Source organism: Burkholderia sp. YIM B11467 (assembly GCF_052952715.1).
In genome coordinates, this window is record NZ_JBQVSQ010000001.1 from 1,281,045 (window position 1) to 1,293,399 (window position 12,355).

At 67.3% G+C, this 12,355-nt stretch carries 12 protein-coding genes; 7 read left to right on the forward strand and 5 right to left on the reverse strand.

Translation table 11 applies throughout. The annotated features are described in order from the left end of the window. Positions 1-100: 100 nt before the first annotated feature. Positions 101-508: a plastocyanin/azurin family copper-binding protein gene (locus ACTRWB_RS05800; protein ID WP_446901233.1), complete on the reverse strand. Its 408-nt coding sequence runs from the start codon at positions 506-508 to the stop codon at positions 101-103. Between the two features lie 321 nt (positions 509-829). Here ACTRWB_RS05800 and ACTRWB_RS05805 point away from each other — a divergent pair, with 321 nt between their 5' ends. Both ACTRWB_RS05805 and ACTRWB_RS05810 read left to right on the forward strand, forming a co-directional pair. Next, positions 830-1,051, forward strand: a complete 222-nt coding sequence (locus ACTRWB_RS05805) for a GDCCVxC domain-containing (seleno)protein (protein ID WP_446901234.1) — start codon at positions 830-832, stop codon at positions 1,049-1,051. Positions 1,052-1,270: 219 nt separating this feature from the next. Further along, complete coding sequence (locus ACTRWB_RS05810) at positions 1,271-3,271, forward strand: glycoside hydrolase family 28 protein (RefSeq protein WP_446901235.1); 2,001 nt, start codon at positions 1,271-1,273, stop codon at positions 3,269-3,271. Positions 3,272-3,340: 69 nt separating this feature from the next. On the opposite strand, the gene ACTRWB_RS05815 is transcribed toward ACTRWB_RS05810, so the two are convergent. Both ACTRWB_RS05815 and ACTRWB_RS05820 read right to left on the reverse strand, forming a co-directional pair. Beyond that, positions 3,341-3,850 (reverse strand): GNAT family N-acetyltransferase, encoded by a 510-nt coding sequence (locus tag ACTRWB_RS05815; protein ID WP_343491203.1) that lies wholly within the window; start codon positions 3,848-3,850, stop codon positions 3,341-3,343. Positions 3,851-4,259: 409 nt separating this feature from the next. Then, positions 4,260-4,907: an outer membrane lipoprotein gene (locus ACTRWB_RS05820; RefSeq protein WP_048246153.1), complete on the reverse strand. Its 648-nt coding sequence runs from the start codon at positions 4,905-4,907 to the stop codon at positions 4,260-4,262. A gap of 463 nt (positions 4,908-5,370) precedes the next feature. On the opposite strand from ACTRWB_RS05820, the gene ACTRWB_RS05825 reads away from it, so the two are divergent. The 3 genes from ACTRWB_RS05825 (at position 5,371) to ACTRWB_RS05835 (ending at position 8,352) form a co-directional block, all read left to right on the forward strand. Further along, entirely contained in the window at positions 5,371-6,570 is a 1,200-nt protein-coding gene (locus tag ACTRWB_RS05825) for an amidohydrolase family protein (protein WP_446901236.1), read from the forward strand. Between the two features lie 67 nt (positions 6,571-6,637). After that, on the forward strand, positions 6,638-7,822 hold the full coding sequence (locus tag ACTRWB_RS05830; protein ID WP_446901237.1) for an amidohydrolase family protein: 1,185 nt from the start codon (positions 6,638-6,640) through the stop codon (positions 7,820-7,822). A 56-nt stretch (positions 7,823-7,878) separates the two neighbouring features. Beyond that, the gene (locus tag ACTRWB_RS05835) at positions 7,879-8,352 is read left to right on the forward strand and encodes a nuclear transport factor 2 family protein (protein ID WP_446901238.1); all 474 of its coding nucleotides are present in this window, start codon (positions 7,879-7,881) and stop codon (positions 8,350-8,352) included. 31 nt (positions 8,353-8,383) lie between these two features. Here the strand turns inward: ACTRWB_RS05835 and ACTRWB_RS05840 are convergent, their stop codons facing one another. Continuing rightward, positions 8,384-9,244 carry a LysR family transcriptional regulator gene (locus tag ACTRWB_RS05840; protein WP_129516046.1) on the reverse strand — a complete coding sequence of 287 codons (861 nt, stop codon included), beginning with the start codon at positions 9,242-9,244 and terminating at the stop codon, positions 8,384-8,386. A gap of 590 nt (positions 9,245-9,834) precedes the next feature. Between ACTRWB_RS05840 and ACTRWB_RS05845 the strand changes: the two genes are divergently transcribed. Further along, the gene (locus ACTRWB_RS05845) at positions 9,835-10,635 is read left to right on the forward strand and encodes an ABC transporter substrate-binding protein (protein ID WP_129516043.1); all 801 of its coding nucleotides are present in this window, start codon (positions 9,835-9,837) and stop codon (positions 10,633-10,635) included. A gap of 31 nt (positions 10,636-10,666) precedes the next feature. Next, positions 10,667-11,515, forward strand: coding sequence for a phytanoyl-CoA dioxygenase family protein (locus ACTRWB_RS05850; protein ID WP_446901239.1), 849 nt, complete (start codon positions 10,667-10,669; stop codon positions 11,513-11,515). Between the two features lie 76 nt (positions 11,516-11,591). Here ACTRWB_RS05850 and hutC read toward each other — a convergent pair whose 3' ends face one another. Next, entirely contained in the window at positions 11,592-12,329 is a 738-nt protein-coding gene (gene hutC / locus ACTRWB_RS05855; protein WP_193099562.1) for a histidine utilization repressor, read from the reverse strand. Between the last annotated feature and the right edge of the window lie 26 nt (positions 12,330-12,355).

Genomic DNA, 12,355 nt, shown 5'->3' on the forward strand with positions numbered 1-12,355 from the left:
AACCGGCGGGATGGATGGCTGAATCGGTGTTCCGGGGGCCGCCGATACGGGGAGGGAGGCTTTCGAGTGGACGTTCTGCGCCATCCCGCCCCCGTCACGCTTATGGCGTCACGGCGAGTACCGTGTGCATGCCTGCTGCATAGTGTCCGGGCTTGTTGCAAATCAGGACGTAGCGTCCGGGCGCGAGCTTGAATGACGTGTATTTGGTCTTGCCCGGCGCGATGTCCTCGACTTCCCCGATCTTGGTCAGTTTGTGCTCGAGCACTTGTCCCTTGCTGACGGGCAGCGCGCTATCGTCGAGATCCGTCTTGAGCACCACGAGTTCGTGCTCCATGTTGTTGTTCGCTGTATTCGCGACGACGAGTTTGACGCGGCCAGCCTTCACGTTATGCGTTTCAAGCTTGATCGAGTTCGACAGCAAGGTCGCTTTGACGGATTGCTGAGCCCAGCCCACATGCGAAATCGTGCAAAGCATGACAACGCTGGCGATTCCGTAAACAACACGCATGGCAGCCCCCTTTGCATAAAAGCTGCGCGGACGCGCTTCGAGCGATTGCCCTCTGCGGATCCGGCGAGCACACACGTGCCCCTGCCATGACAACGGCACGGGTCTTTCAACAGCGTGAGATACGTGCAGTAAACGCGCCGTGCGGGCGACTTATTCCCGTTGATTTCGGCGCGTTGTGTCTGCTTGCGTCCGTCGGGGCGGCGGGTGCGCGGGGCGTTGGCCGTCGACGCCGAGCGTTGTTTCGTCGAGTCGTGATTCGAGCGTGTGCCGCTTGTGATTTGGAGGTGGGCGGCTCGTCGGCGACGCGCCAGTGAGACCGGGATGAACCAGATCGTATTCAAGTCCGTGCTGACCTGCCCGCACTGCGGATTTGCGCAACGGGAGACCATGCCCGCGGATGCCTGTCCGTTCTTTTACGAATGCCGCGATTGCCACGTCATGCTGCGCCCGCGTTCGTTGCGATCGGCCTCATTGTCATCGGCGTCCGGGAACCCGAGCGTGCGGTCCGTTCTCGAAATTTCCGTAACCCGCTGCATTGGTTGAAGTTTTTGCGCATAAACATACGACAACATATCTCTGGAGATGTGCTCGCAGATGTGAGTGTGCGCACACATTCAATGTAAGAAGTCAGTAAAAACAGGGTAAACGACAAATACGTGCCCAGCTTCGTTCGCGTCTAGACTGCGCGATGTAGTACGACGACGTATAAATAGCGCTCCGCCGCCCGGCGCGTCGATACCCTCATACACTGAAGGAGTGCCCATGGCCGCAAACAGCCGCCGTCCGTTTTCGTTTGTCCGATCGCCCTCGTCGAAGCGGGTGTCGCGCCGCGCATTCATCGGCTGGACCAGTGCACTCGCCGGCAGCGCCGTGCTCGGCGGACCGTTCGCGGCCACCCGGGCTTTTGCGGGAGGCAGCATGCCCAATGCATCGGCGGTCGACCTGGTCTGGGGCGAACATGGCGCGGCGGCGCGCATCGCCGCGTCGCTCGCGCACGTGTCGCGGCTCGCGCTGCGCGGACGCGACTTCGACGTGACGCACTACGGCGCGCGCCCGTGCGCGACGGTCGCGCAGACGTCGCCGTACACCAATGTCGCGAAGTCGCCGGTGAGCCCGGGTTCCGAACTGACGACCGCGCCCGGCGCATTCGATTCGCGCCCGGCGTTTCTCGCGGCGATCGACGCGTGCCGCCGCGAGGGCGGCGGCCGGGTCGTCGTGCCGTCCGGCAACTGGTATTGCGCGGGGCCGATCGTGCTGCAGAGCAACGTGACCTTCCACCTGAGCGCGAACTGCACGATCTACTTCAGCCCGAACCCGGCCGACTACGCGAAGGACGGCCCGGTCGATTGCGGCGCGAACGGCCGCCTGTACTACAGCCGCTGGCAGGCGAACGATTGCCTGAACTACGGCGCACCCGTCTACGCGCGCAACGCGACGAACATCGCGCTGACGGGCGAGGGCCCGACGTCGGTGCTCAACGGGCAGGCGATGACGCCGTTCTCCGGCAGCGGGGCCGGCAGCGTCTGCTGGTGGACCTACAAGGGCTCGTCGGGCGCGTACGGCGCAGCCGCGGGGGTGCCGAGCCAGGCGTATGCGAACCCGAACAACGTCGACCTGCGGATCGTCGCGCCCGCGATTCCCGACGCGCTCTACGCGCTGCTCACGTCGCCGGTCACGCCGTGGCAGCAGGACCAGAACTACCTGCCCGCGCTGTCCGAGGCCGGCGTGCCGGTCGAGAAGCGCATCTTCGGCCTCGGCCACTACCTGCGGCCGTGCATGGTCGAGTTCATCGGCTGCACCAACGTGCTGATGGCGAACTACCAGACGCAGAACACGCCGTTCTGGCAGCACCATCCGACCGCATCGCGCCATGTCGTGATTCGCGGCGTGACGACGAACAGCATCGGCCCGAACAACGACGGCTTCGATCCCGACGCGTGCACCGACGTGCTGTGCGAGGACTGCACGTTCAATACCGGCGACGACTGCATCGCGATCAAGTCGGGCAAGGACCGCGACACCGAATACGGCCCCGCGAAGCGGCACCTGATCCGCAACTGCACGATGAACAGCGGGCACGGCGGCATCACGCTCGGCAGCGAGATGGGCGGCGGCGTCGAGCAGATCTATGCGACCAACCTGTCGATGCTGAACGCGAACTGGCAGACCAACCCGCTGAACATCGCGATCCGCGTGAAGACCAACATGAATCGCGGCGGCTACGTGAAGGACTTCCACGTGAAGGGCGTCACGCTGCCGAACGGCCTGACGCAGAAGGGCGGCGGCTACGGCAGCGCGCTGCTCGCGGGCAGCCCGATCAACGCGAGCGTGCCGCTCGGCGTCGTCACGCCGTCGGCCGGCAACCCGTCGGCCGCGCAGGGCGGCATCATCACGTTCGATTGCGACTACCAGCCCGCGAACGACGCGGTGCGCACGCGTCCGCCGGTCGTGCAGAACGTGACGATCTCGGGTGTGAAGGCGAGCAACGTGACGCTGAACGGCGTGACCGCATCGTGCTTCCAGGCGATCGTCGCGCAGGGGCCGGTCGCGTTCGACTACAACGGCACGCCGCCCGCGCCGGCCGTGCAGCCGATCTCGGGCGTGACGATCAGCGATTGCGACTTCGGCACGCCGGTTGCGTCAGGCACGCCGACGGTCACGTCGCCGGGGCCGATCTATGCGTTCAACGTGAGCGCGATGACGCTCGCGAACGTGACGATCGCCGGGCAGGTCGTCAACACGACGGTCACCGACAAGCGGTGACGTGATGTGAACGAGCAGGGGGGCGCGTGCGTCGATCGATGCGCGCGCACGTAAACCGGATCGAACGCGTCAGGCCAGCGTCTTGACCATGTGGTGTTCGTCGTAGAAGCGGCCGTCGACGAACAGCGAGCGCGGCTCCGTGCCGAACCGGACGAACCCCTGCGACGCATACAGTCGCTCGGCGTTGGCGTTGACCTCGTTCACGCACAGCATCAGCTGCTTGCACTGCCACGCTTGCGCCGCGTGTGCGGTCGCGTTTTCGAGCAGCGTTTGTGCGATGCCTTGCCCGCGATACGCGGGATCGACGAACACGCCCCAGATCGTCGCCTTGTGCGCGATCTTCACGCGCGCATCGCGGCGCACGCCGGTGATGCCGACGAGCGTGTCGCCATCGAACGCGCCGAACACCGCGCGTTCGCGGGTCGGCGTGATGCGCGTCGCGAATTCGTCGACTGGTACCTGCGATTCTTCGTCGAGTGTCGGCAGGAAAGACGTGGGCGCGGTGTCGACCGCACGCAGGCGGACAGTCTGGAAACGGGCGGCGTCGGCCGCGTCGAGCAGGCGGGTCGTGATCGTCATCGAGGGTATTCCGGTTGGGGGACGTGCATGCCGGCGCGGGCCGTTGCGGCCGCAGGATGCATCGTGCTTATCCTAATAGGAATCCGGATGTCGCGTGGCGGGGTTCGATGCGTGTTGCATCCCGGCCGCGTCGCTCGTCCGAGTGGGATCGCGTTTCGCGGTAGGTGCGCGTGTGACGGCAATGCGGCAGGTTTGAGCGGGCGAGCGGTGCAACGGACGTGCGAAACGTCGCGCGGGAAGCGGGCACGAAGGCGGAGGCACTGCGGCGTACCGGCGGCGCGTGATGCGCGCCGCGTCGGTACGAAGGAGGAGGATGACGTCAAACAGATGCGCCGTCGTGCCGTACCCGCACACGACATCACACGCGCAACGTGCGCCCGCTCAGGTTAGAGGGCGCACCGAATCGGCATCAATAGCGCGACAGCTGATTGCCGTTGATCTGCACGCGATCGCCCGGACGAAGGTTGCCCGGCGACTGCACGTCGAACGAACGCGTCGAGCCGTCGCTGACCTGCACGTCGATCCGGTAGCTGCTCGGCGGTTGCGCGGCGCCCATCTGCTGGCCGATCTGGTTGCCCGCGACCGCGCCGCCAAGCGCGCCGATCACGGTGGCCGCATCGCGGCCGTGACCGCGGCCGACCTGGTTGCCGAGCACGCCGCCGATCAGCGCACCGACGACGGTGCCGGCGACGCCCGACGGGCCGACCGAGCCGTTGACCGGCTGGATGTTCGCGACCGTGCCGTACTGCGTGCCGTAGCCGTTGCCGTATTGCTGTTGCTGATTGCCGTACTGGTCATACGGCTGCGACCCGTATTGCGGCTGGTTGCCGTACTGGTCGTACGGTTGCGGCGCCTGGTTCGGATAGGCCGGTTGCTGCTGCACGTAGCCCGGCTGCGAATACGCGGGCTGCGCATAACCGGGCGTCGCGTATTGCTGCTGCGGATAACCCGGCTGCGCACCGTAATAACCCGGCGCGACGCAGGCGGTCAGCGGAAGCGCCGCCACGGCGACGAGCGAGGCGAACAGAACGGTCTTCGTGGAAGGCATGCGCATCATGTGTTTCCTGCATCGGCAACGTGTCCGCCGAAGGATTCCGGGACGGGTGGCGAACTCGGCGTGAGTATAAGGAATGGCCGGATGCACGTCCGGTGCGGCCGGGTAACAACGTGTAAAGTCTGTTGCCGCGTAAATCGCCGGCCGGGCGGGGCGCGCAAGCGTGGGCCGGCAACGGCGCGAGGCGGCCTCCGGGCGCTTGAGTTCCGGTGATGCCGCCGCTGCTCGGCCATCGGTATTTCCGCTGTTTCCACCTCGATTCAGCCCCATCGTCGCGCGACGAACGGCGGGCGCGCGCGCCACGCATCGCGAAATCGAATGCGCGGCATCGCGACATTTAATTGGCCTCGGGCGGCAGCGTCCGATATCGTGGCCGGATTCCCTGCCAACGGTCGCGCCGCGCCGGCTGCGGTTCCTTCCCCTGTCCGCGCCGGTGTCGCGCAGCGACCGCCCCACATTCCGAGCCATGACCGATCGTATCTTCATCAACGCCGTCGATGCCGGCGGCCAGCCCATCAACCTCGTCGTCCGCGACGGCCGCTTCACCGCGATCGGTGCCGATTGCGCGGCTGCGCCCGGCACGGAGACGATCGACCTCGACGGGTGCGTGGTGCTGCCCGGTTTCGTCGACGGCCACATCCATCTCGACAAGAGCTTCGTCGGCGATCGCTGGGTGCCGCACGAATCGGTCGGCTCGCTGCGCGAGCGGCTCGCGGTCGAGAAGCGCCAGCTCGCGGCCGCACCGCCGATCGTCGAGCGCGCGAACGCGCTGATCGCGCAGGCCGCCGCCTTCGGCACGGTCGCGATGCGCAGCCACGTCGACGTCGATGCGACGACCGGCCTGTCGAACCTGCAGGCCGTGATGGCCGCGCGCGAGCAATGGCGCGGGATCGTCGACATCGAACTCGTTGCATTTCCGCAGGCCGGCGTCGTGACGTGCCCGGGCACCGCCGACATTCTCGATGCGGCCGTGCGCGAAGGCGCGGACGTGGTCGGCGGGATCGACCCGACGACGCTCGACGGCGATGCGGACGGCCAGCTCGACATCGTGTTCGGCATCGCCGAGAAGCGCGGCGCGAAGATCGACATCCACCTGCACGAGCCGGGCGAGACCGGCATCGCGCAACTGCTGCGGATCGCGGCGCGCACGCGCGCGGCGGGGCTCGGCGGGCGCGTGAACGTGAGCCATGCGTATGCGCTCGGCGAAGTCGGCTACGACGATGTTCAACGCACGGCGGCGGCGCTCGCCGAAGCCGGTGTGTCGATCCTGACGAACGCGCCGGGCGACTGCGCGTTTCCGCCGGTGCGGCAATTGCGCGACGCGGGCGTGCACGTGTTCGCGGGCAACGACAACATCCGCGACGCGTGGTGGCCGTACGGTAACGGCGACATGCTGCAGCGCGCGATGATGGTCGGCTACCGGTCGGGCTTCTACACCGACGAAGCGCTCGGCATCGCGCTCGACATGGCGACGCACGCCGGCGCACACGTGCTTGGCAAGGAGAACTACGGAATCGCGGTCGGTTGCGATGCGACGTTCGTCGCGGTGCGCGCACCGAATGCGGCGGCGGCCGTCGCGGGCGTGCCGGCCGAACGCTGGGTGTTCCGCCGCGGCGAAAGCGATACCGGCGCGCCGTTCGCCCCCGCGCTGCGCTTTACGCGCTGACCGACCTGACCGCGGGCACGGCACGCGCCGCGCCCGCTTCGCACTGACCGACCACACCGGAACCGACATGACGAACCTGCTGATCCGCAACGTCCGCACGAGCGCCGACACCGCGCTCGACATCCTGATCGAAGGCGATCGCATCGCACGCGTCGGCCCGTCGCTCGACGCGCCCGCCGGCTGCGCGATCGAGGACGGCGCGGGTGCGCTCGCGCTGCCCGGCCTCGTCGAAGGCCACACGCACCTCGACAAGACGCACTGGGGGATGCCGTGGTATCGCAACCAGGTCGGGCCGCGCCTCGTCGACCGGATCGAGAACGAACGGCACTATCGCGCGACGAGCGGCCATGACGCCGGCGTCGCGTCGCTCGCGCTGGCGCGCGCCTTCCTCGCGGCCGGTACGACACGCATCCGCACGCACGTCGACGTCGATACCGAAGCCGGGCTGCGGCATCTGCACGGCGTGCTCGCCACGCGCGAGACGCTGCGCGGGCAGGTCGAGATCCAGATCGTCGCGTTTCCGCAATCGGGCGTGCTCAAGCGGCCGGGCACCGACGCGCTGCTGTCCGACGCGCTGGCCGCCGGCGCCGACCTGCTCGGCGGGCTCGACCCGTGCGCGATCGAGGGCGATCCGGTCGAAGCGGTGGACGTGCTGTTCGCGATCGCCGAACGCCACGGCCGCGGGCTCGACATCCACCTGCATGAGCGCGGGTCGATGGGCGCGTATTCGCTCGACCTGATCCTGCAGCGCACGGCCGCGCACGGCATGCAGGGCAAGGTCACGATCAGCCACGGGTTCTGTCTCGGCGATATCGCCGAACGCGAGCGCGATGCGCTGCTCGCGCGGATGGTCGAACTCGGCGTCGCGATCGTCACGACCGCGCCGGCGGCGGTGCCGGTGCCGCCGGTGGCCGCGTGCCGCGCGGCGGGCGTGACCGTCATCGGCGGCAACGACGGCGTGCGCGACACGTGGACGCCGTACGGTTCGCCCGACATGCTCGAACGCGCGATGCTGATCGGCATGCGCAACGATTTCCGCCGCGACGATGCGCTCGAAGTCGCGCTCGATTGCGTGACGCACAGCGCGGCACGCGGTTGCGGGTTCGACGGTTACGGGCTGCAGCCGGGCAGCCGCGCGGACGTCGTGCTCGTCGATGCGCTGACGTTCGCCGAGGCGGTCGTCGCGCGGCCGGTGCGGCGTCTCGTCGTGTCGTCGGGGAAGATCGTCGCGCGCGACGGCGCGCTGGTCTGAGCGTCGCGTCGCCCCGGTATGATCCGGCTTTCAGCCGAACTTCCCGGGAGACGACAATGCGACGCACGACAGCGGCACGGGCCGCACGATGGATGGCGGCGGCCCTGTTCGCCGTGACGGCCGCGCATGCGGCGGCGGCCGGCCCGAGCGACGCGCAGCAGGAAGCCAATCGGCGGACGGTGCTCGCGTTCTACGAAAAAGGCCTGAACGAGAAAGACGCGGACGCCGCGCTCGCGTATGTCGGCGACCGCTACGTGCAGCACAACCCGAACGCGGCCGACGGCCGCGACGGCTTCCGCAAGTTCGTCGCGTTCCTGCGCGACAAGTATCCGCAGTCGCACAGCGAGATCAAGCGCTCGTTCGTCGACGGCGACTACGTGATCCTGCACGTGCACGCGGTGCGCGAACCCGGCACGCGCGGCAGCGCGATCACGGATATCTTCCGGCTGGAGAACGGCAAGATCGTCGAGCACTGGGACGTCAACCAGCCGGTGCCTGAGCAGGCCGCGAACGGGAACACGATGTTCTGAGTCGTTCCGGGGTGTGCGGATAGTCGCCCGATTACTCTTCGTGCTCCAGCATCGCCGCGAGCGTCCTCGTCAGTTCGCTGACCATCGGGTCGGCCGTCGGCCGATGCAGGATCGCGATGTCCATATGCTCGATCGGCGCGAAACCCTGCTTCGCGGTCAGCACGGTGTGCTCGTCCGTCACCACGCGCGCAGGCAGCACGCTGATGCCGAGCCCGTCGGCGACGGCGGCCTGGATGCCGCTCAGGCTCGACGTCGTGAAGCTGATCCGCCAGCGGCGGCCGCGCTCCTCGATCGCCTTGATCATGTCATCGCGATAGAGCCCGCGCGGCGGAAACACGACGATCGGCACCGGGTCGAGATCGATCGACGGATGCTGCGCGCTGTCGATCCAGCGCAGCTTCTCGGGCCAGCGCACGACGGCCTCGCGGCTGTCGCGCCGCTGCTTGATCAGCACGAGGTCGAGTTCGCCGCGATCGTAGGCCGCGCTGATGTCGCGGCTCAGCCCGCACATCACTTCGAGCTTGACCTGCGGATGCTCGCGATTGAACGCGGCGAGCGCATGGGTCGTGCGGCCCGCCGCGAAATCGTCGGGCACGCCGAGCCGGATCGTCAGCGCGACCGTCGCGCCCGACAGCGCTTCCAGCATCTCGTCGTTCAGCGCGAGCATGCGCCGCGCATAGCTGAGCACCGTCACGCCCGCGTCGGTCGGCCGCACGTCGCGCGTGCCGCGGTCGAGCAGCCGATGCCCGGCGATTTCCTCGAGCCGGCGCACCTTCTGGCTGACCGTCGACTGCGTCGAGTGCAGGCGCGCGGAGGCCGTCGTGAAGCTGCCGCAGTCGGCGACCATTACGAGCGCGCGCAGCAGGTCGAGGTCGAACAGGGGTCTATTCATTTATGCACTTTTTCGGATTCGAACATTTCATTTCCAAATGCGTGCGACGATTTTTAACATGACCGGAGGCTGCGGGCAATCGCGGTTTCGCCGGACCTGAGCGGCGTTGCGGGTGAAGTGCGCACGCTGCTCAAGCGCAGCGCGCAGGTCGATGCGCGCGACGGGCAGGGGCGCGCAGTTGGGCGAATTTTCGTCTCGAGGGATTTCCGTTGCGGTATAGGTCGCATCATCAATACAGCCGAAGCCGTATCGGACAAGACTTCGCGCTGCCCGCCTGTATAGACATCGCCATCCTGCCGATATCGGTAAAAACACGCTCTGTGGCAGGCGCGCGTCGCACAGGGTAAACACCCGAAATCTCGACAATACAGCCGAAATTCAAGCCCCACCCCTTCCTTCCCGCCCCCGCCCGGCCTCAATCCACCTCACCCCCGTTTCCCGCCGCTTGCGCTCAAAAATTGAGCGGTCTAGACTGCAACGCAGTTTCATCGAAGTCCCCGTCTTTCGCGCACCGCGTCGACATCCCGGCGCGGCGCCATCCACCGGACGTCGGCGGTCGCCCGCCACGTCGAGACTTTCAAGGACCCGCCATGAACCGCACTGCAAAGCTCCTCGTTACCGCGCTGGCGTTCGCGCCGCTCGTGTCGTTCGCGCAGGACACGTCGACGATCCGCTGGGGCATCGATCCCACGTATCCGCCGTTCGAGGCGAAGCAGCCCGACGGTTCGCTCGCCGGTTTCGACATCGACCTGCGCAATGCGATCTGCGAGGAACTGCATGCGAAGTGCGTGTGGGTCGAGCAGGGCTTCGACGGGATGATCCCGGCGCTGCGCGCGCGCAAGTTCGACGTGATCATGTCCGCGATGACGGCCACCGACGAGCGGCTCAAGCAGATCGACTTCTCGAACAAGCTGTACGCGTCGCCGGGCGCGCTGGTCGCGCCGGCCGGCTCGAAGCTGCTGCCGACCGCGGCGTCGCTCGCGGGCAAGCGCATCGGGATCGACCAGGGCACGACGCAGGAGGCGTACGCGAAGGCCGAATGGGCGACCAAGGGCGTGACGATCGTCTCGTACCAGAACCAGGACCAGGTGTACCAGGATCTCGTCAACGGCCGCCTCGACGCGACCTTCCAGGACAAGACGCAGGCCGGCTACTCGTTCCTGAAGACGCCGCGCGGCAAGGGCTACGCGTTCGCGGGCCCCGACGTGACCGACGTGCGCATCACCGGTTATGGCGTCGCGATGGGGCTGCGCAAGGGCGACGCCGACATGAAGAAGCGGCTGAACGACGCGATCGTCGCGATCCGCGCGAACGGCACGTACCAGAAGATCGCCGCGAAATACTTCGACTTCGATATCTACGGCGCGAAGCAGCTGACCGCCGCACCGTGACCCCGTGATTCATTCATCCGACAGGCACACCATGACGAGCATCCAGGATCGCGTCGCGCAAGCCGTGACGCCCGAGCTGATCGCCGCGTTCCGCGAGGAAGGCGCGGTCCGCATCAAGGGCATTTTCTCGCCCGACGAAGTGGCCGCGCTGCGGGCCGGCATCGACGCGAATCTCGCGCAGCCGAGCGAGCGCGCGAAAGTCGCGAGCCGGCCCGACGATCCGGGCTGGTTCTTCGAGGATTTCTGCAACTGGCAGCACAACGACGCGTATCGCGACTTCATCGTGCGCTCGCCGGCGCCGTCGGTGGCCGCCGCGCTGATGGGCACGGAGCACGTGCGGCTGCATCACGACCACCTGCTCGTGAAGGAGCCCGGCACGCGGCAGCGCACGCCGTGGCACCAGGACCAGCCGTACTACAACATCGAAGGCGACGACAACGTCAGCATGTGGATTCCGGTCGATCCGGTGCCGCTCGAATCGACGCTGGAATTTGTCGCGGGCTCGCATCTCGGGCCGTGGCTGATGCCGCGCACGTTCATGGACAAGGAAGCGAAGTGGTTCCCGGAAGGTAGCCTCGCGGACCTCCCCGATATCGAAGCCGACCGCGCGGCGTTCCCGATCCGCCACTGGGCGCTCGAGCCCGGCGACATGGTGTGCTTCCGGATGCTCACGCTGCATGCGTCGGGCGGCACGCAGAACCGCCGGCGCGCATTCTCGATCCGTTTCGTCGGCGACGATATCCGTCACGCGCCGCGCCGCTGGAAAACGTCGCCCGAGTTCCCCGGGCTCGCGGATCAACTGCCCGACGGCGCGCCGCTCGATCACTCGTTGTTTCCGGTCGTGTGGTCGCGCGGCGCGGGGCAGGCCGGCGCGATCTGACCGGCGCGGGTCACGAACACGACGGCCGTTTCGGCTTGAAACGGCCGCCGTGCGCTGTGATGCGCGCGATGAAGGTTCAGGTCGGGTGGCGCCCGGCGCCCGGCTTGAAGCGCGAGCCGAGCCGATAGCGGTTGCCCGGATGCAGGAAATGCACGAACGTGACGGGCAGCCCGTTCGTCCAGGTGCGGCGCGTGAGCGTGAGGCATGGCTCGTCGGCGCGCATGTCGAGCAGCCGCGCCTGCTCGCCGGTCGGCAGCGACGCGTCGACGACGTGCTCGATCTCCAGTTCGTAGTGCGACACGTTGTTGTACAGGTATTCGGACGGCGGCTCGATCTGGAAATCCTGATCGATGAAACCGGGCGCGGCGGCCGGGTTCACGTAGCGGTCCTCGAGCTGGATCGGACGGCCGTTTTCCTCATGCACGCAGACCACATGAAACACCGGCGTGTTGACCGGTAGGCCGAACGCGGCCGCGACGTCGAACGATGCAGGCTCGCTCGACTGGCTCAGCACGCGGCAGCGATATTCGTGCCCGCGCGCGCGGATTTCGTCGCGGATGTGCGCGATCATCAGCAGGTTCGACTGCGGCTTCACCTCGGCGACGAAGGTGCCGACGCCCGCAATGCGTTTCAGCACGCCTTCCTCGGTCAGCTCGCGCAGCGCGCGGTTGACCGTCATGCGCGCAACGCCGAACTGCGCGGCGAGATCGAGCTCGGACGGAATGCGATCCCCGGGGCGCCAGTCGCCCGATTCGACGTTCTGGCGAACGAGCGTCTTGATCTGCTGGAACGGTGCGGTGGCCTTCGTGACCATCGGGGGATCCTTGCGCGAAGAAGTGA